The sequence below is a fragment of the Bosea sp. F3-2 genome (assembly GCF_008253865.1).
GTDB lineage: Bacteria > Pseudomonadota > Alphaproteobacteria > Rhizobiales > Beijerinckiaceae > Allobosea.
Genome location: NZ_CP042331.1, coordinates 109,813 through 126,656, shown reverse-complemented (window position 1 = coordinate 126,656; position 16,844 = coordinate 109,813). Strand labels below are relative to the sequence as shown.

The 16,844-nt window shown below is 67.5% G+C and carries 18 protein-coding genes and 1 tRNA gene; 10 read left to right on the top strand and 9 right to left on the bottom strand.

The window, feature by feature from the left end; translation table 11 throughout:
- Window positions 1-113 precede the first annotated feature (113 nt).
- Window positions 114-833, top strand: coding sequence for a hypothetical protein (locus FQV39_RS00635; protein WP_149128550.1), 720 nt, complete (start codon window positions 114-116; stop codon window positions 831-833).
- Between the two features lie 164 nt (window positions 834-997).
- Here FQV39_RS00635 and FQV39_RS00630 read toward each other — a convergent pair whose 3' ends face one another.
- The gene (locus FQV39_RS00630) at window positions 998-1,210 is read right to left on the bottom strand and encodes a DUF3126 family protein (RefSeq protein ID WP_149128549.1); all 213 of its coding nucleotides are present in this window, start codon (window positions 1,208-1,210) and stop codon (window positions 998-1,000) included.
- 166 nt (window positions 1,211-1,376) lie between these two features.
- Here FQV39_RS00630 and FQV39_RS00625 point away from each other — a divergent pair, with 166 nt between their 5' ends.
- The gene (locus FQV39_RS00625) at window positions 1,377-2,756 is read left to right on the top strand and encodes a serine hydrolase domain-containing protein (RefSeq protein WP_149128548.1); all 1,380 of its coding nucleotides are present in this window, start codon (window positions 1,377-1,379) and stop codon (window positions 2,754-2,756) included.
- Between the two features lie 132 nt (window positions 2,757-2,888).
- On the top strand, window positions 2,889-3,230 hold the full coding sequence (locus tag FQV39_RS00620) for a hypothetical protein (RefSeq protein ID WP_149128547.1): 342 nt from the start codon (window positions 2,889-2,891) through the stop codon (window positions 3,228-3,230).
- 21 nt (window positions 3,231-3,251) lie between these two features.
- Here the strand turns inward: FQV39_RS00620 and FQV39_RS00615 are convergent, their stop codons facing one another.
- Together FQV39_RS00615 and FQV39_RS00610 are read right to left on the bottom strand one after the other, a co-directional pair.
- Window positions 3,252-3,743: a GNAT family N-acetyltransferase gene (locus FQV39_RS00615; RefSeq protein WP_149133581.1), complete on the bottom strand. Its 492-nt coding sequence runs from the start codon at window positions 3,741-3,743 to the stop codon at window positions 3,252-3,254.
- Window positions 3,744-3,773: 30 nt separating this feature from the next.
- Complete coding sequence (locus tag FQV39_RS00610; protein WP_149128546.1) at window positions 3,774-5,096, bottom strand: serine hydroxymethyltransferase; 1,323 nt, start codon at window positions 5,094-5,096, stop codon at window positions 3,774-3,776.
- Between the two features lie 119 nt (window positions 5,097-5,215).
- Between FQV39_RS00610 and FQV39_RS00605 the strand changes: the two genes are divergently transcribed.
- Complete coding sequence (locus tag FQV39_RS00605) at window positions 5,216-6,118, top strand: LysR substrate-binding domain-containing protein (protein WP_248313186.1); 903 nt, start codon at window positions 5,216-5,218, stop codon at window positions 6,116-6,118.
- Here FQV39_RS00605 and cysE read toward each other — a convergent pair.
- Window positions 6,109-6,957 (bottom strand): serine O-acetyltransferase, encoded by an 849-nt coding sequence (gene cysE, locus FQV39_RS00600; RefSeq protein ID WP_149128545.1) that lies wholly within the window; start codon window positions 6,955-6,957, stop codon window positions 6,109-6,111. The genes FQV39_RS00605 and cysE overlap by 10 nt on opposite strands.
- 187 nt (window positions 6,958-7,144) lie before the next feature.
- Window positions 7,145-7,912, bottom strand: coding sequence for an alpha/beta fold hydrolase (locus FQV39_RS00595; protein ID WP_149128544.1), 768 nt, complete (start codon window positions 7,910-7,912; stop codon window positions 7,145-7,147).
- 374 nt (window positions 7,913-8,286) lie between these two features.
- Here FQV39_RS00595 and FQV39_RS00590 point away from each other — a divergent pair, with 374 nt between their 5' ends.
- From FQV39_RS00590 to FQV39_RS00575, 4 genes are all read left to right on the top strand, one after another.
- Complete coding sequence (locus FQV39_RS00590) at window positions 8,287-9,264, top strand: acetyltransferase domain-containing protein (RefSeq protein WP_149128543.1); 978 nt, start codon at window positions 8,287-8,289, stop codon at window positions 9,262-9,264.
- A 77-nt stretch (window positions 9,265-9,341) separates the two neighbouring features.
- Window positions 9,342-9,593: a zinc-finger domain-containing protein gene (locus tag FQV39_RS00585; protein WP_149128542.1), complete on the top strand. Its 252-nt coding sequence runs from the start codon at window positions 9,342-9,344 to the stop codon at window positions 9,591-9,593.
- Window positions 9,594-9,770: 177 nt separating this feature from the next.
- Window positions 9,771-10,949: an FAD-dependent monooxygenase gene (locus FQV39_RS00580; RefSeq protein ID WP_149128541.1), complete on the top strand. Its 1,179-nt coding sequence runs from the start codon at window positions 9,771-9,773 to the stop codon at window positions 10,947-10,949.
- Between the two features lie 163 nt (window positions 10,950-11,112).
- Complete coding sequence (locus FQV39_RS00575) at window positions 11,113-11,427, top strand: hypothetical protein (RefSeq protein WP_149128540.1); 315 nt, start codon at window positions 11,113-11,115, stop codon at window positions 11,425-11,427.
- Between the two features lie 79 nt (window positions 11,428-11,506).
- Here the strand turns inward: FQV39_RS00575 and FQV39_RS00570 are convergent, their stop codons facing one another.
- On the bottom strand, window positions 11,507-12,769 hold the full coding sequence (locus FQV39_RS00570; RefSeq protein ID WP_187640296.1) for a hemolysin family protein: 1,263 nt from the start codon (window positions 12,767-12,769) through the stop codon (window positions 11,507-11,509).
- A 126-nt stretch (window positions 12,770-12,895) separates the two neighbouring features.
- Between FQV39_RS00570 and FQV39_RS00565 the strand changes: the two genes are divergently transcribed.
- Together FQV39_RS00565 and FQV39_RS00560 are read left to right on the top strand one after the other, a co-directional pair.
- On the top strand, window positions 12,896-13,543 hold the full coding sequence (locus FQV39_RS00565; RefSeq protein ID WP_149128539.1) for a DUF938 domain-containing protein: 648 nt from the start codon (window positions 12,896-12,898) through the stop codon (window positions 13,541-13,543).
- Window positions 13,544-13,709: 166 nt separating this feature from the next.
- Window positions 13,710-14,249: a DUF6778 family protein gene (locus tag FQV39_RS00560; RefSeq protein ID WP_149128538.1), complete on the top strand. Its 540-nt coding sequence runs from the start codon at window positions 13,710-13,712 to the stop codon at window positions 14,247-14,249.
- A gap of 136 nt (window positions 14,250-14,385) precedes the next feature.
- On the opposite strand, the gene FQV39_RS00555 is transcribed toward FQV39_RS00560, so the two are convergent.
- The 3 genes from FQV39_RS00555 to FQV39_RS00545 form a co-directional block, all read right to left on the bottom strand.
- A tRNA-Leu gene (locus FQV39_RS00555) sits at window positions 14,386-14,472 on the bottom strand.
- Between the two features lie 80 nt (window positions 14,473-14,552).
- Window positions 14,553-15,209 carry a DUF1190 domain-containing protein gene (locus FQV39_RS00550; RefSeq protein ID WP_149128537.1) on the bottom strand — a complete coding sequence of 219 codons (657 nt, stop codon included), beginning with the start codon at window positions 15,207-15,209 and terminating at the stop codon, window positions 14,553-14,555.
- 28 nt (window positions 15,210-15,237) lie between these two features.
- Complete coding sequence (locus FQV39_RS00545) at window positions 15,238-16,803, bottom strand: AMP-binding protein (protein WP_149128536.1); 1,566 nt, start codon at window positions 16,801-16,803, stop codon at window positions 15,238-15,240.
- Window positions 16,804-16,844 lie beyond the last annotated feature (41 nt).

The window sequence follows — 16,844 nt, the reverse complement described above, 5'->3', positions numbered from 1 at the left end:
TCCGATAGGACGTGCGGCGATCTATCGGCCCGGTTATGGTTTACGCCGCGTTAAGCCAGCAGTGATTCAGTGATGCCGAACCGGTCCGAAGGATCGGGCCAAGAGTATCCGGAATGACCGCGTCCCTGTCCCATCACCGGCCCGGCCAGCAGGCCGCCCATCTCACCTCGATGGTGCGCATGCGCCTGCAGCGGCCACCCGCACCCCTGCCGCGTGCGGACAGTGCGCTGCTCAAGGCTGCGCTGATGATCGTGCTCGCAGGCGCGCTGGCGACGGGGCTTGGGCTCTATCTGACCCATCGCCGCGCCGACGAACCGGCGACGCTGCAGCCGGCGCGCGTCGGCAATGTCGCCCTGCTGATCCCGAAGGATCTGACCGGGCTCGACGACGATGATGACACCAGCCGCCTCGTCGGCATGGTGCGGTTGCGGCTCGGCTGGCCGAACCTCGGCCCGGCTCAGCCGCAGAACCGGAAGCGCCTGCTGATCACGCTGAGCCCGCCCGACAAGGTCAATGAGCCGGCGCGTCAGCTTGCGACCTATGCCCGCTTCCTGACGCCGACCGTCTGGTCGAATCCTGGCGGGTTGGTCGTGCGCAGTTTCCGCAAGGGCTCGCCCTTCGAAGGCGACGAATTCTATGTCTCGGTTCCGGACGGGAAGGGCTTCGCCGCCCGCTGCCCGATCGAGACCGCCGCCCATCTCGACGAGCCCTGCCGCATCACCTTCCAGCATCGCGGCATGGATGTGAACATCCGCTTCCCGCGCAGCATCATCGCCGACTGGGCGCTGATGCTCGGCGGCGTGCGGCAGACGCTCGACGGGCTGATCCGGTAGGGCTAGCGGTCGTCATTCTCGGGCGAAGCCTCAGGTCCGACCGTCGGTCGGCCCAAGGATAAACTCCGCGCGGACCCGAGAATCTCAGGCCAATATCAGGCCGGGGAAGCACCCTACCTGCCCCGAGATGCTCGGGTCGAGCCCGAGCATGACGGCGTGGGCTCTCAATCCTCGAGATCGACGTCGAGGATCGCCATGGTGAAGTTGAAGGAGCGGTCGCCATCCTCGTCGTCGACATGGATGATGCCGATGAACTCCTCGCCCAGATAGACCTCGGCCGAGTCGGTCTTCTTCATCCGGGCGCGCACGCTGATCGCGTGATTGTTGAAGGTGCGGCGCAGATAGGCTTCGAGCTTGGCGAGTTCTTTCTTGTCCACGATCAGGGTCCTTTCGATTGGCCGGGAGCGATGCCACGGCAGGCCGTGAAGGGCAAGCGAAAGCCGCCGCCCCGGACATGCCCGCCCCACATCTCCACGGCTTGCCGGCCGCCGGCGGAATCGTGCGATGCTGGCGCCGTGCTGCAACCGTGACGGATGCCGACCGATGAAGCCATGGCTTGCCCCCGCCCTCGCCTATGTCGCGAGCTGGCTCGATTTCCAGCGCCGCCACCATGACCAGCCCGGCTGCGCCGTCGCGATCGCGAGCGGCACGGACATCGTGCTCGAAGCCGCCTTCGGCAGCGCGAACCTCGCAACCGGCGAAGCGCTGACGCCGCGACACGGCTTCCGCATCGCCTCCCATTCCAAGAGCTTCACCTCGGCCGGCATCCTGCGCCTGGTCGAGGACGGCCGGCTGCGGCTCGACGACAAGGTCGGCCGCTTCATCGACGGGCTCCATCCCGAGATCGCCGCCGTCACCATCGAGCAGGTGCTCTCCAACAGCGCCGGCCTCACCCGCGACGGGCCGGACAGCGGCCAGTTCCTCGACCGCAAGCCCTATTGCAGCAAGGCGGAGCTGCTCGCCGACCTCGCCGTGGCGCCGGTCTACCCCGGCTCGCAGCGCTTCAAATACTCCAATCACGGCTTCGCCCTGCTCGGCCTCGTCATCGAGGCCGTTACGGGGCTGAGCTACAGCGAATGGATCACCGACGAGGTCATCGCCAAGGTCGGGCTGCTCGAAACCAAGGCCGATATCGAGCTCTGGGGCCACCGCCCGATGGCGAAGGGTCATAGCGGCATCCAGCCGCTCGGCCGGCGCGTCGTCATCCCGGCCGACAATCCCGGCCACGCCATGACCTCGGCCGCCGGCTTCGTCGCCACGGCCGCCGATGTCGCGCGCTATTTCGCGCAGCTCTCGCCGAAGGCCGCGACCAGCATCCTCTCAGCCCTCAGCCGCCGGGAGATGACGCGGCGCCTCTGGCCGGACGACGAAGCAAGCCTCGGGCGCCATTACGGCCTCGGCACCATCTCCGGCGGCGAAGGCGCCTGGCGCTGGTTCGGGCATTCCGGCGGCTTTCAGGGCTTCATCACCCGCACCTGCGTCTTCCGCGAGCAGGACCTCACCGTCACAGTGCTGACCAACGCCATCGACGGCCTCGCCCATCCCTGGCTGGACGGCGTCGTCCATATCCTCAAGACCTTCGCCGAGCGCGGCGCGCCACCGGCGGAAGCGCGGGATTGGGTCGGCCGCTGGTGGAGCATCTGGGGTGCGAACGACCTTGTCCCGGTCGGGAAGCAGGTGCTCGTTACCGCCCCGGCGCTGCTCACGCCCTTCCTCGACGCCCCCGAGATCACGCTGGAAGCGCCCGATCGCGGCCGCGTCACCCGCGCTTCGGGCTTCAGCAGTCCGGGCGAGATGGCGGAACTCCAGCGCGACGAGACCGGCGCCGTGCGCTCCGTCCGCCTCGGCGGCGGCCGCGTGGTCGGCGAGGAGGAGATGCGCGCCGAGATGCTGGCGCGCTATGGAGCGGTCAAAGAGGTCTGACGGCGCCCCCGCGTTCTCGATACGAGACCCTGGACAGGGGCGTTCGCCGCGTCCCGGAATAACGCATCTCGCCGCGCCCCCCGCCACGCATTCGCCGCCTTTGCGCCGCATTTTAATTGTGAGGGCCGGCCGATGCGTGTGATCGCTTCATTCGCCGTGGCGGCTTTGCTTGCCGTGGGAGCGACGCGCGCACTCCCCCATCAGGCGCCAAGCCGCTGGGACTATCCGTTCTACTGCTGCTCCGGCGCCGACTGCGCGCCGCTTGAGCCCGAGGCCGTGCGAGAAATCCGTGGCGGCTTCACCGTAATTGTCCGGCCCGGCGAGCATCCGATGTGGCCGAAGGAGCGTCGCACGACCCTGAGGCTCGAAATCCCTTATGACAAGGCCACTCCGTCGCCGGACGGGCATTGGCATCTCTGCATCAACGATGCGGGCGAATTGCTTTGCTTCTTCGCGCCAGCCGGCGACTCCTGAGGCTGCACGGCAAGGCCGTCTTCAGCCGAAGGCCGGGTGGTAACGCACCTCGCCGCGCGGCGTCACCGCCTTGAAGGCCAGCCATTGCAGCTGGGCTGGCGGGACATCGCCGAACCGCAGCCCGCCATCGCTGGCAAAACCGAAGCGATGGTAGAAGGCCGGATCGCCCAGCACCACGACGCCGGCCGCGCCGCTCGCGCGCAACTGGGCGAGCCCTTCCTCGATCAGCGCTCCGCCGATCCCGCGACGCTGCCGCAGGGGCAAGACCGAGACTGGCCCGAGCCCGTACCAGGCGCCCATCGCCTCTGCGATCTCGATCGGCGAGAACGCGACATGGCCGATGACACCACCGCTCTCGACGGCGACGAGCGAAAGGCTCAGCGCCCCCGCCGCGCGCAGGCCGGAGACGATCGCCGCCTCCGTGCCGCTGCTGTGCTGCGCCTTGGCGAAGGCCGTCGCCGTGACCTCCGCGATTTCGGCCTCGTCGCCCGGCCGCTCGAGCCTGATGTCGATGCTCATGAGCTCCTGCCTCCGGAACTCATCTTAGCGCATGAAATGCAGTTCCCGGAATCGTCCGCGGAAAGCAGTCACGTCTCTGGCTATGGCCGCGGCCGAACGTGAGCCATTGAGGCCTTCCGCGATATAGCCCGCCAGCTCCGGCATATCGGCCGCGGTCATGCCGAAGCGCACGATCTCGGGCGTGCCGAGCCTGAGCCCGTTGACGTCCCCCGCGAGCGCCGGCAGCGGCAGGCCGATGCCGCAGGACAGGATGTTGACCGCGCGCAGCGTCTTCGCGGCCGCCTGCCCGCCGCCATAGGCCGCGGCCTCGATCGCAAACTGATGCGAGGTCGTCATGCCGCGGTCGCGGGCGAAGACCGGCACCTGCCGCTCAGTGAGCGCTTCGGCCAGCGCCTTCGCGGTCCTCGCCATCTCCTGCGCATAGGCACGGCCATGCGCCTTCCAGTCGAGCAGCGAGACCGCGAGCGAGGCCGATTTCGCCGCGTCGAAATTGGCGGTGAGGCCGGGATAGGCGATGGCGTCGAGCTTTTTCGCAATCTCCGCATCGTTGGTCACGATCAGTCCCGCCGGCGGCCCGCCAAGACTCTTGTAGGTGCTCATCGTCATCAGGTGAGCGCCCTCCTCCAGCGGCTGCTGCCAGCCATGGCCGGCGATCATGCCGGACATATGCGCCGCGTCGAACAGCACGAGCGCACCGACCTCGTCGGCGATGGCGCGGATCTCGCGGATCGGGTGCGGGAAGAGGTTGAGGCTGCCGCCGATCGAGATCAGCTTCGGCCGGAGCCTGAGCGCATCCGCCCGCAGCTTCTCGACATCGACCGTGTAGTTCACCGGGTCGATCGGCGCCGGATGGGTAACGATGCCATAGAGCCCGGCGGCGCCCGCGCCGTGATGGGTGACGTGGCCGCCGATCTCGCCCGGCGGCGCGATGATGCAGTCGCCAGCCTTGGCTGCGACCATGAAGGCGTAGAGATTGGCGATCGCGCCGGAGGGCACGCGGATCTCGGCATATTTTGCGCCGAAGACCTCGGCCGCGAGTTCGGCGGCGATGATCTCGATCTGCTCGATCGCCTCCAGCCCCATCTCGTATTTGTCGCCGGGATAGCCGAGCGAGGGCCGCGCCCCGATCCCGGCCGAAAGCAGCGCCTCAGCCTTCGGGTTCATGACATTGGTGGCGGGGTTCAAATTGACGCAGTCGCGCTCATGGATGGTGCGGTTCTCGGCTGCGAGCGCGTCGATCCGCGCCGCGATCGCGTCGAGCGGCTGGCTCGCCGTCTCACCTGCGATCTTGAGCACATAGTCCTCGCTCGCCTGCGGCACCCAATCGCGCCTGCCCAATGCCGTCATGCTGCCGTCCCTCCGCTCTCGCTGGTTCCCGGCATAACAGCGGTTTGCCGCGCCGCGCGCAAACGAGTATTCCTCGCTCGCAGGCTGAGAAAATCTCAGCCTCGAACCGGATGCCCGCCGTGCCCGTCAAGCCGCCCCGCCCACGTCTGCCCTCGCTCAACGCGCTACGTGCCTTCGAGGCGGCGGCGCGGCTGGAGAGCTTCACCAAGGCTGCGGACGAACTCGGCGTCACCGCTGGCGCCGTGACTCAGCAGATCCGGCAGTTCGAAGCGACGCTCGGCTTTCCGGTCTTCCGCCGGCTGGCGCAGGGCGTCGCCCTGACGGATGCGGCGCGCGAGGCGCTGCCGCGGCTGACGCGCGGCTTCGACATGCTCGGCCAGGCCGTCCAGGCCCTGCGCGAGGCCGAGCCGCACCGCCCGCTCGCCATCGCCGCCCTGCCCTGTCTCGCCCAGCTCTGGCTCTCGCCGCGCCTGCCGGCGCTGCAGCAGGCCTTCCCGGGCCTGCAGATCTCGCTCGCTGCGATGGAGGAGCCGCCCGATCCGCGCCGGGAGCCTTATGATCTCTCGCTGTTCTACCGGGAAGCGGCGGAGGGGGGCGCTCTCCAACTGGGCGATGACGCCATCTTGCCGGTCTGCGCCCCGGCCCTCGCCCGCCAGATCACCTCCGCCACCGATCTAGCTCGGCAGACGCTGCTGCACGACGCCGTCTGGCGCAGCGACTGGACGCGCTGGTTCGCTTTCGCGCTGCCGGAGGCGCGGATCGACGCCGGGCGCGGCCCAGCCTTCTCGCTCTACAGCCTGGCGCTGGAGGCCGCTCTCTCAGGTTCCGGTGTGCTGATGGGCCGGATGAGCCTCGTCGCCCCTCATCTGGCGAGCGGGCGGCTCGTCGCGCCTTTCGCGCAGGCCATGCCGACGCCTGACCGGCTGACGCTCACGCCGGCCATCGGCCCCGGCGCCCATGCCCGCCGGGGCGAAATCGTGGAATGGCTCGCCCGTTCGGTGGAGGGTGCGGCTCAGATATAAGCGCCGCAATCGCCTTCGAGGATCTGGTCCATCGAGCGCGACGGCTCGGCGCAGCCGGCTTCACCGACCACCTTGGCCGGCACGCCCGCCACGGTCTTGTTGCGCGGCACCGCCGCCAGCACGACCGAGCCCGCCGCGACGCGGCTGCACTGACCAACCTCGATATTGCCGAGGATCTTGGCGCCCGCGCCGATCAGCACGCCCTTGCGGATCTTCGGATGGCGATCGCCGCCCTGCTTGCCGGTGCCGCCAAGCGTGACGCCATGCAGCAGCGAGACATCATCCTCGATCACTGCCGTCTCGCCGACGACGAGGCCGGTGGCATGGTCGAGGAACACGCCCTTGCCGATCTGCGCGGCCGGGTTGATGTCGGTCTGGAAGACCTCCGAGGAGCGCGCCTGCAGATAGAGCGCGAAATCCTTCCGATCCCGCGTCCAGAGCCAATGCGCGAGGCGGTGGCACTGCAGCGCATGGAAGCCCTTGAAGAACAGCACCGGTTCGAGCACGCGGTAGCAGGCCGGATCGCGGTCGAGCACCGCCATCACGTCGGCGCGCATGCCGGCACCGATCGCCGCGTCATCGGCCATCGCCTCGGTGAAACCCTGCTCGATCAGATCGGCCGTCACGGCCGGATGGCCGAGCCGGGCTGCAACGCGATGGGCAACCGCGCATTCGAACGACGGCTGATTGAGAATCGAGGCGACGATGAGCGTGCCGAGCGCCGGCTCGGCGGCGACCGCCGCTTCGGCCTCGCCACGCAGGCGGGACCAGAGAGGGTCGAGCCGGTCGAGGCCGGTTTTGAGATCGCGTGCTTCCACGGCAGAGCGCCCTGACGGCATGATCATTCTCCGGAAAGGATCGTCGGCAGGAGGACAGCCTAGCCGCAAGCTGGCGTCCGCACCAAAGGCTCAGGCCGAACGAAGTTGAATCGAAAAGCGAGGCAGCGGATTCAGTTTTTCAGGGAACGTCGACAACACATTGGCGTCGCCCGCTTTTCCAGAGTGCCTCTATTCATCCGGGACGTTCTCACAAACGCGCGAGAAAGTCGAGGACGGCCTGCTTGTGGCTCTTGTCACCGACCGCGAGGTTGTGGTCCCGCCCCTCGATCGCGAAGGATTCCGCGTCGGGAATGAGCTTCGCGAGCTCCGGGCCGGAGCCCGAAACATCGTCCTTCGTGCCGACGCTGATCAGCGTCGGCATCGAAATCTGCCCGACCTGTTCCGCGGTCAGCGTCTGGCGCGAACCGCGGATGCAGGCGGCGAGCGCCCTGAGGTCGCTCTTGGTCTGCTCAGCGAAGGCGCGGAACATGCGCTGCATCGGGTCGGTCAGCACATCGAGCGAAGGCGCCTCCATCGCATCGGCGATACCGAGCGGCAGCCCCACTCCCTCGACGAGATGAATGCCGAGCCCGCCAAGCAGCAGCGCATCGAGCCGGCGCGGATGCGCCAGCGCCAGATGCGCCGAGATGCGCGCGCCCATCGAATAGCCCATCACCGCGGCGCGCGGGATGTCGAGATGGTCCATCAGGCGGCGCACATCCTCGGCCATGATCTCGGAGGAATAGGCGGCGGGATCGTAGAGCTTCTCACTCTGGCCATGGCCGCGGTCGTCGAGCGCGACGACACGGTAACCGGCATGGGTCAGCGTCTTCGTCCACTGCGTGTTGACCCAGTTGGTCATGTGCGAGGAGGCGAAGCCATGGACCAGCACCACCGTCCGATGCTGCGGCGTGTCGCCGGTGGGGGCCAGATCGATGAAAGCGATCTTCACGCCGTCGGAGGAAAAGCTCTGCATGCCGTGCCTCTACAACATCATGCCCGGTGACGGAACCACACCACCGTTCCGGACGACATGCGCGACGCGATCCCTTCTCCCCCTTCTCCCCTTGCGGGAGAAGGGGGCCCGCAGGGCCGGATGAGGGGTCGCGCAACGCTTCCGTCATTGCGAGCGTAGCGAAGCAATCCAGGGGGGCTGGGCTCAAGCGTTCTACCCAGTCCCTCTGGATTGCTTCGTCGCTTCGTTCCTCGCAATGACGGAAAACGCAGTGCGACCCCTCATCCGTCACGCCGCTGCGCGGCGCGCCACCTTCTCCCGCAAGGGGAGAAGGAAAGCCACGGCACCCCGCTTTGGGTAGCCGCTGCGGCGCGGCTTGCTTATGAACTGTCACCATGAGCCAAACCGCCCCCAGCGCGCCAACCGCCTCCGCGACGACGCCATCGCCCCGCTTCGCCTTCGTGGACATGGCGCGCGGCATCGCGCTGCTGGCGATGTTCGTCTACCACTTCGCCTATGATCTCTCCTTCTTCGGGCTGATCGAGACCGACGTCGTCGCCGAGCCGGGCTGGCGGCTCTTCGCCCGCTGCATCGCAGGCTCGTTCCTGGTCATCGTCGGCTTCAGCCTGGTGCTGGCGACGCGCAAGGGCCTGAACCGCGGCGCCTATCTGAAGCGCCTCGCGATGGTTGCCGGCGCAGCCGCCCTGGTCTCACTCGGCACCTGGTTCGCGATCCCCGGCAACTTCATCTTCTTCGGCATCCTCCACCACATCGCGCTCGCAAGCGTGCTGGCCCTGCCCTTCCTGCGGCTGCCGATCGCCGCCGTGGCGTTGTCGGCGGCGCTTGCCTTTGCGCTGCCGAGCCTCATTGCCCATCCGCGGCTCGACGAACCCTGGCTGGCCTGGCTCGGCTTCTCGCACGCGCCGCTCCAGACGGCCGATTTCGTGCCGGTCTTCCCCTGGTTCGGCTGCGTGCTGACGGGGATCGTGCTGGCGCGCCTGCTGCTGCCGCGCCTGGCCGGCACGCGACTCGCCGCCTGGCGCCCTCGCATGCTCCCGGCGCGAATCGCCGCCTGGGGCGGACGCCACAGCCTGCTCGTCTATCTCGTCCATCAGCCGGTCTTCATCGCCGCCCTGACCCTGATGATGCAGCTCCATCCGCCGCCGCCTCCGGCCGAGCGCGCCTTCCGGGCCGAATGCCAGCGCAGTTGCGGGTCCGACGTGCCGGAGCAGCTCTGCCGCGCCGTCTGCGCCTGCACCATCGACAAGCTGAAGCGCGAGCAGCTCTGGCAGAAGGCGCTCGACGACCTGCTCACGCCGGAGGATGGCGCCCGCCTGAGCGAGTTCGCCCAGGCCTGCCTGCGCGTGCGCTGATGCAAATCGCGCACTGGCGTCCCGCCGGCTGACGGGATAGGTTGCGCGCGAATTCCAGCTTCTGAAGAGCGACGACCATGGCCGCGACCGGCATTCCGCATTTTCACAACGATCCCGGCGTCGCCGTCATCCATGTCGGCGCCCGCGAGTTCATGTGCATCGGCGCCAAGCCGCCCTTCGACCACCCGCATGTCTTCCTCGACATGGGCTCGGACAACGAGATCATCTGCCCCTACTGCTCGACGCTGTTCAAATACGAGCCGTCGCTGAAGGGCGCCGAATGCACCCCGCCGGAATGCGCCTGGCACGACACCGCCAAGGCGGCCTGAAGCTCGTTCTGCTAGAGCATTTTCGAGCGAAGTGGACACCGGTTCGCGTGAAGAAAATGCGATCAAACAAAAACCTAGAGCATTTCCGCGATTCGGAGAAACGCGGAAATGCTCTAAAGCGCGGGTTCTGAGGGGCACCCGCGCCCTCCCCGGCGCCATCGATCAAGGGCATCGCCTGTGTCTGCTCCTCACTTCGTCATCGCCGGCGCCGGCATCGGCGGGCTGACCATGGCGCTGTCGCTCGCCCGGCGCGGCATCGCCGCCACCGTCGTCGAGAAGCGCACCGGCTTCGGCGAAACGGGCGCAGGCCTCCAGATCACCTCCAACTCCGGCCGCGTGCTCGATGCGCTCGACCTCACGCTGCCGCTGAAGCGCGTCAGCGTCTCCTCGCACGGGCTGATGATCCGGCGCTGGCGCGACGGCTCCCAGGTGCTGGAGATGCCCTCCAGCGCGGAGCGCATGCCGACGCCGTTCCGCATGCTCAAGCGCAACGACCTGCACACCGTCCTGCTCGACGCCGCCCGCGCCATGCCGAACATCCGCCTGATGGTCGGCCGCGGCGTTGAGGAGGTGAGCCAGGACGAGAACGGCGTCACGGTCCGGCTCGGCGGGCAGAACGGCAATGGCGAGACCATTCAAGCCCTCGGGCTGATCGGGGCCGACGGGCTGTGGTCGCGCGTCCGCGACCTCACCGGCGATGCCTCGCCGCCGGTCTTCACCGGCTATGAGGCCTGGCGCGCCGTCGTTCCCGCCCGCGCCGCCGACAAGCCGCGCGTGACGCTCCATCTCGGCCCCGGCCGGCATGCGGTGCATTACCCCGTCGCCGGCGGCAAGGAGATCAACATCGTCGTCGTGCGCCAGGCCAAGGAAGCCCGCGAGGGCTGGTCGCGCGATGGCGACAGCAGCGTCGTCACCGAGCATCTCTCCGGCGCCTCAACCCCGCTACGCGAGCTCACCGGCGCGGCGCAGGGCTGGCAGGTCTGGTCGCTGTTCGACCGCAAGCCCGCGGCCATGGCCAAGGGCCGGATCGCACTGATGGGCGATGCCGCCCACCCGATCCTGCCCTTCCTGGCCCAGGGCGCCTCTCTCGCGATCGAGGATGCCACCGTGCTGGCGCGCCTGCTCGCCGAGGCACTGGGCAGCGATGGCGCGGCCAGCGTGCCGGCCGCGTTTTCAGCCTATGCCAAGGCCCGCGCCCAGCGCGTCGCCCGCGTGCAGGAGGAAAGCCGCGGCAACGGCCGCAACTACCATCTGGGCTGGCCGCTCAGCATGGCCCGGGATTTCGCGCTGAAGCGGCTTGGCCCGGACGGGCTGCGCAACCGCTATGGCTGGCTCTACGACTGGCGCGACATATAGCATCGGACCGAAAAGTGGAATCCACTTTTCGGAAAAATCAGACGCGATAACAAATAGATAGATTACTGTTATCGCGTCCGATCGGACGCGCAGCGATCTAACTGATCTCGTCAATGCCGCATTCCATCCCTATCTGTAGGTCCGGAGAGGGATGGAAAGAGAGATGATCCGCGTCAATCTTTACGAGCAGCTCACTGGCCGCACCCGCGCGATGCCGCGCTGGGCCGCATGGCTCGCCATGGCGGCGAGCTTCGTCGTCGGCATCACCCTGTTCCTGGTCGCGGCGAGCCTCGCCCTGATCCTGATCCCGGTCGTCGCCGTGGCCGGCGCGATCGCGGTCTGGCGGCTCAAGGCCAAGCTGAAGGCGGCTGGCTTCGACCGCGCCGATCCTTTCGCCGGCGGGCCGCAGCGGGCCGACCGGATCGAGGTGATCGATGCGGAATACCGCATCATCGAGCCGAACGAGCCACGCCGCTAGGACCCGTTCCGATCAGCTTGCAAGCGCAGGCTGATCGGCAAGACAGTCTTCTCTTTTGAGTGAGAGCCGGCTCTGAAGCTCACTCGATCCGGCTGACGAGGATTTTGTCGATGCGACGGCCGTCGAGGTCGACGACCTCGAAGCGCCAGTGCCCCTTGTCGAAGGCTTCGCCGACATTCGGCAGATGGTTCATCTCGGCCAGGATGAAGCCGGCGACGGTCTGGAAGTCGGCGTCGCGGGGGATCGGGATACCGAGTTCATGCGAGAATTCGTCGACTTGCATCCAGCCCGCGACGAGATAGGAGCCGTCCGCGCGCGTCACGATGGCCGGCTCGTCCTCTTCCTCCTCCTGGAAGGCGCCGATGATCGCCTCCAGCACGTCGCCCGGGGTGATGATACCCTCGAAATGGCCGTACTCGTCGAAGACCACAGCCATATGCACGCGGCTCGAGCGGATCTCACGCAGCACATGCAGGGAGTCGGCGGTGTCCATCACCACCGGGGCGTCCTGGACATGCCGGCGCAGTTCCTCGATCTCGCCGGCGGCGAGGAAGTCGATGAGATCCTTCACCAGCACGACGCCGACGATCGAATCCGACTCGCCGTCCTGAACCGGCAGGCGCGAGCGGCGGGTGTCCTTGAGCTGCTGACGCAGCTCCTCGGCGCTGTCGGACAGATCGATCACCTCGACCTCGCGGCGCGGCGTCATCAGGGCGCGCGCCGAGCGGTCGGCTAGACGCATCACGCCCGCGATCATCTCACGCTCGTCGCGCTCCAGCACGCCGGCGGTCTCGGCTTCGGCGATGATAGTGCGCACCTCTTCCTCGGTGACCTTTTCCTCGGTCTCGCCTTTCTGGCCGAGCAAGGCGAGCACCGTCTTGCCGGAGATGTCGAGCAGATAGACGAGCGGCGCGCCGATCTTCGACATCAACGACATCGCCGGAGCGACGCGCGCCGCCACGCGCTCGGGGTCGCGCAGCGCGATCTGCTTCGGTACGAGCTCGCCGAGGATCAGAGACAGATAGGTGATCGCGACGACGACGATACCGACGCCGAGCGTGTCCGACACCGACGGCGAAAAACCCTGGGTGCCGAGCCATTCCGACAGGCGCGCGCCCAGCGTGGCGCCGGAGAAGGCGCCGGAGAGCACGCCGACGAGCGTGATGCCGATCTGGACGGTGGAGAGGAAACGGCCGGGGTCTTCGGCCAGGCGTATCGCGGTCGCGGCGCCCTTGTTGCCCTGGTCGCTGAGGACCTTGAGGCGAGCCGGCCGTGACGAGACAACGGCGAGCTCAGACATGGCGAGAAGTCCATTGACGATCGTCAGCGCCAGGACGATCAGGATTTCGGTTAACAAAACCAATCCGTTTGCTGCGGCGCTGCGACATTTGGCAGCCCGCTTCCACGCCCCTTATAGCGGATCATTGCATGAACGCGATAAGCCAGACGAAAGAATCGTGAGCGAACCATGACGAGGCCGAGTTTCTGGCAGCCGACGCAGGGAAAGCAGCCTGGCACCGACCGGCGCTTGCAGGCGCCGGCTACCCAGCGCAATCGCGATGCGATCCTCGACGTGCTGCGCCAGGTGCTGCCGCCTTCCGGGCTCGTTCTGGAGGTTGCGAGCGGCTCCGGAGAGCATGCCGTCCATTTCGCGGCGGCCCTGCCGACCCTGACGTTCCAGCCGAGCGATCCCGCTCCCGACGCGCTAGCGAGCATCGCGGCCTGGACGCAAGGGTCCGGGCTATCCAACATCCTGCCGCCATTGATGCTCGATGCCAGCGCTCCGCAATGGCCGATCGAGGCCGCCGACGCCATCCTCTGCATCAACATGATCCATATCTCGCCCTGGAGCGCGACCGAGGGCCTCTTTCGCCAGGCGGGACGGCTGCTTAAGCCCGGCGGCCCGCTCTATCTCTACGGCCCCTACCGCCGGCCCGGCCGGCCGCTCGAACCGAGCAACGCAGCCTTCGACGAAAGCCTGCGCAGCCGCGATCCGGAATGGGGCCTGCGCGACCTCGAAGAGATTGCGGCCCTTGCCGAGGCGAACGGTTTCGGCGCCCCGCAAGTCATCGAGATGCCAGCGAACAACCTGAGCGTGATCATTCGAGCCGGTTGAGAAATCCCTCCGTCGAAGGTTCTGCTGGCGCCCGCCGGAGACACCCCCCAAAGCTCCTGTCTCCTCCATTCGTCGGGCTGGCGAATCTGACGAGTGCTGCATTACGCCAGCTACTGATCCAAGGGGGCGATCATGATTAGCGTTTGCTCTTGCTGGCTGCGCCACCATGCAAAACCCATTGTCGCAGCGGGACGTCGAAACCTTCCGCCTCGCAAGCATCCATGTCGAAACCGACGCCGCTGCGACCCTGTGGTGGGGCGACGGGGACCGCGCCTATGCGAGATCCAAGGGGCGGCCGGAGACCGAATCCGAAGAACTCTCCAAGACGCCCGAAGCACGCGCCTTTGTCGCCAAGCTGGCTTCCGCCAAGATCAGCAACGCTCTCGAGCAGCAGCTGAAGCCGGTCCTGAACGGTCACCGCCCGGTGAAAATCAACATCAATCTGCGTCGGCTCTACATCGCCTCGGCCATCCAGCGCGTGGTTGTGGGCGGAGGCCACGAGATGGTTGCCGATATCGCGGTGGTCGACGCGAAGACCGGCGCGGTGCTCCTGGCTCACCCTGAATTCCGCGCTGCCGCGCTGGCCGGCCAGGGGATTGGCGGAACCATGCTCGACGCGGCCTTCCTGCCCGACCCGATCGATCGTCGTGTCCAGAACTTCGCGACCAAATACCGCGACTGGCTGGCACCGCAGCCGACCGCCTAGAGTATTTTCGAGCGAAGTGGACACCGGTTCGCGTGAAGAAAATGCGATAAAACAAAGACTTGGATCATTTTCGCGATTCGGAGAACCGCGGAAATGCTCTAGAACTGGCCGCGGGTGAATCGTCTCGATGCAACCGTGGTGCGGACGGCGGGACTCGAACCCGCAAGCCTTTGAAGGCGCAAGATTTTAAGTCTCGTGCGTCTACCAGTTTCGCCACGTCCGCAGGCGTCACAGCGATAGCGGGCGGGCACGGTGCGCGCAAGCCTCCGGCCCGCCTTCGCACAGGGCGCTTGCAGCCGGTCCTCAGTGCGGACGCGCCGGCTTGTACCACTCGACGCCGTCGGGATCGACATAGAGCCCGGGCTTTACGTCCGCACCGATGCTCTTCTCCTCCATCGGGACGCGCACCGTGTCGTCGCGGTCGCCGCGCTTGACATAGGTGCCGGAGGCCTGGCCGGAATGGCGATGTGCGCCGCGGCCGACGCTGCTGGCAAGCCCGATCACGCCCTGCCGGCCCGCGACCTTGTCCTGCAATTCCGTCACCGGGCGCCCGACGAAGGCGACCTTGGCGCTGCCGTCGACCACAGGCAGGGCCCGCCTGGCCGCGCCCTCGCCCGTCACCCTGACGCCGACGAAACGCGGCACATAGGTCGCGCCGCCCTTGCCGAAGGATTCCCAGCCGCCGGCCGAGACGACCTGCGCCCCGCAGCGCTTGTGGGCACGCTCGCAGGCCGCGCGTGTGGCGTAGCGCGGCGCCCGCTGCTCGAACTCGGCGCGGGCGTTGCGATAGGCGACCTCGCACTGTTCTGCGCTGAGCAGCCCGCCCGCGATGCATTCGTCGCGCCGGACATAGGTGTTTCCGGGGCTCTGGGCGGCCAGATCGCCCGGGCTCGCGAGCGAGAGGGCGGGCGCAAGCGCCGCGACGCGCAGCGTGGCGAGGATCGAGGCCGGAATCATCATGCGCTGCAACAACATTACAAATGTGGCTTTACAGCAGCGAGCGCCGCGAGGCGGCGAGCTCTCGGGTTGCGCCATAGTCGATCTTGCCGTTGCCGAGCACCGGGATCGACGACGTCACCAGAATCGCGCGCGGCACCCAGAGTTCCGGGAAACCCTGTGCCTTGGCCGCCTCCTGCAGCGTGGCGCGGTCGGCATCGGGCTTCTCGGTGACGAGGATGAGTTGTTCGCCCTTGCGCGGATCAGGCAGCCCGACCACGACATGGTTCTGGTCCGGCCAGAGCTTGGCGATCATGGTCTCGACCGCCGCGAGCGAGACCATCTCGCCACCGAGCTTGGCAAAACGCTTGGCCCGGCCACGGATCGCGACGAAGCCGTCCTCGATCACGACGATGTCACCGGTGTCGTGCCAGCCGCCCTCCGGCGGGATGATGCGGCCCGGCTGCTCCGGGTCGAGATAACCGGCCATGACGTTCGGCCCGCGCACGGTGAGCCGCCCGCCCTCATGAATGCCCTCGACAGGTTCCAGCTTCGCCTCGATGCCGGGCAGGAGTTGGCCGACCGTGCCCTCGCGCATGGCCGCCGGCGTGTTGACGGCGAGCACCGGCGAGCACTCGGTGCAGCCATAGCCTTCGAGAATGGTGGTGCCGTAGGGCTCCCACATCCGCTTGGTCTCGGCCTTCACCCGCTCCGCTCCGGCAACGACGTAGCGCACGCTGCCGAGATCGTTCTTTTCGGCCGCGCGCGCATAACCCTGCAGGAAGGTGTCGGTCGCGAGCAGGAAGGTCGCCTTCATGTCGCCGATCAGCTTCGGCACCTGCTTGTAGTGCAGCGGGCTCGGATAGAGCACGACCTTCATGCCGTGCAGCAGCGGCACCATCATTCCGGCGGTCAGCCCGAAGGAGTGGAAGGCCGGTAGCGGGTTCATGAAGACATCGCGTTCGGAGATGGCTCCGGCGGCATGGGCGAAGACCTGCCGCGCATTCGAGACGATGTTGGCATGGCTCAGCACCACGCCCTTCGGCTTGCCCTCGGTGCCCGAGGTGAAGAGGATCACCGCCGTCTCGTCGGGCTGCGCTTCATAGGAGCGGTGGACGAGCCCTGGCAGCAGGCTCTGCAGCGCGCCGAGCGCCTTGTCGAAGCTGGTGATCTCCTTGCGAACGTCTTCGAGGTAGACGATGCGCCGCCCTTCACCCAAGGCCGCGACCTCCTCGTCGAGCTTGCCCTGATCGACGAAGCGGCGCGAGGTGACGATGGTCTTGAGCTGCGCGACCTCGGCCGCCGCCCGCAGGTTGCGGACGCCGGCGGTAAAGTTGAGCAGCGCCGGCACACGGCCATAGGCGAAGAGCGCGAACAGCGTCACCGCCATGCCCTGCATGTTCGGCAGCAGCACGCCGACATGCTCGCGCTGCGCCGTCAGCGCCGAAAGCTTGCGCCCCAGTACCAGCGCGCCGAGCACGAGCCGACCATAGGTAATCGGCTGGCGCTCGGGGTCTTCCAGCGCGACGCCGCCCTTGCCGTGGCGGGCGATGGTCTGAAGCAGCGCGCGAAAGATCGTGATCCGCGCGCCTGCGGCGTCGAAGCTGGTGGCGGCCATGTCTGGCGCGTCTCCCGGTCGGCATTTCCTCTGCCGGTCAA

Excerpts from the sequence above, each read along its gene's own strand:
- FQV39_RS00635 (WP_149128550.1), top strand. The coding sequence starts at position 114 with ATGACCGCGTCCCTGTCCCATCACCGGCCCGGCCAGCAGGCCGCCCAT.
- FQV39_RS00625 (WP_149128548.1), top strand. The coding sequence starts at position 1,377 with ATGAAGCCATGGCTTGCCCCCGCCCTCGCCTATGTCGCGAGCTGGCTC.
- FQV39_RS00620 (WP_149128547.1), top strand. The coding sequence starts at position 2,889 with ATGCGTGTGATCGCTTCATTCGCCGTGGCGGCTTTGCTTGCCGTGGGA.
- FQV39_RS00610 (WP_149128546.1), bottom strand. The coding sequence starts at position 5,096 with ATGACGGCATTGGGCAGGCGCGATTGGGTGCCGCAGGCGAGCGAGGAC.
- cysE (WP_149128545.1), bottom strand. The coding sequence starts at position 6,957 with ATGCCGTCAGGGCGCTCTGCCGTGGAAGCACGCGATCTCAAAACCGGC.
- FQV39_RS00595 (WP_149128544.1), bottom strand. The coding sequence starts at position 7,912 with ATGCAGAGCTTTTCCTCCGACGGCGTGAAGATCGCTTTCATCGATCTG.
- FQV39_RS00590 (WP_149128543.1), top strand. The coding sequence starts at position 8,287 with ATGAGCCAAACCGCCCCCAGCGCGCCAACCGCCTCCGCGACGACGCCA.
- FQV39_RS00585 (WP_149128542.1), top strand. The coding sequence starts at position 9,342 with ATGGCCGCGACCGGCATTCCGCATTTTCACAACGATCCCGGCGTCGCC.
- FQV39_RS00575 (WP_149128540.1), top strand. The coding sequence starts at position 11,113 with ATGATCCGCGTCAATCTTTACGAGCAGCTCACTGGCCGCACCCGCGCG.
- FQV39_RS00565 (WP_149128539.1), top strand. The coding sequence starts at position 12,896 with ATGACGAGGCCGAGTTTCTGGCAGCCGACGCAGGGAAAGCAGCCTGGC.
- FQV39_RS00560 (WP_149128538.1), top strand. The coding sequence starts at position 13,710 with ATGCAAAACCCATTGTCGCAGCGGGACGTCGAAACCTTCCGCCTCGCA.
- FQV39_RS00550 (WP_149128537.1), bottom strand. The coding sequence starts at position 15,209 with ATGATGATTCCGGCCTCGATCCTCGCCACGCTGCGCGTCGCGGCGCTT.
- FQV39_RS00545 (WP_149128536.1), bottom strand. The coding sequence starts at position 16,803 with ATGGCCGCCACCAGCTTCGACGCCGCAGGCGCGCGGATCACGATCTTT.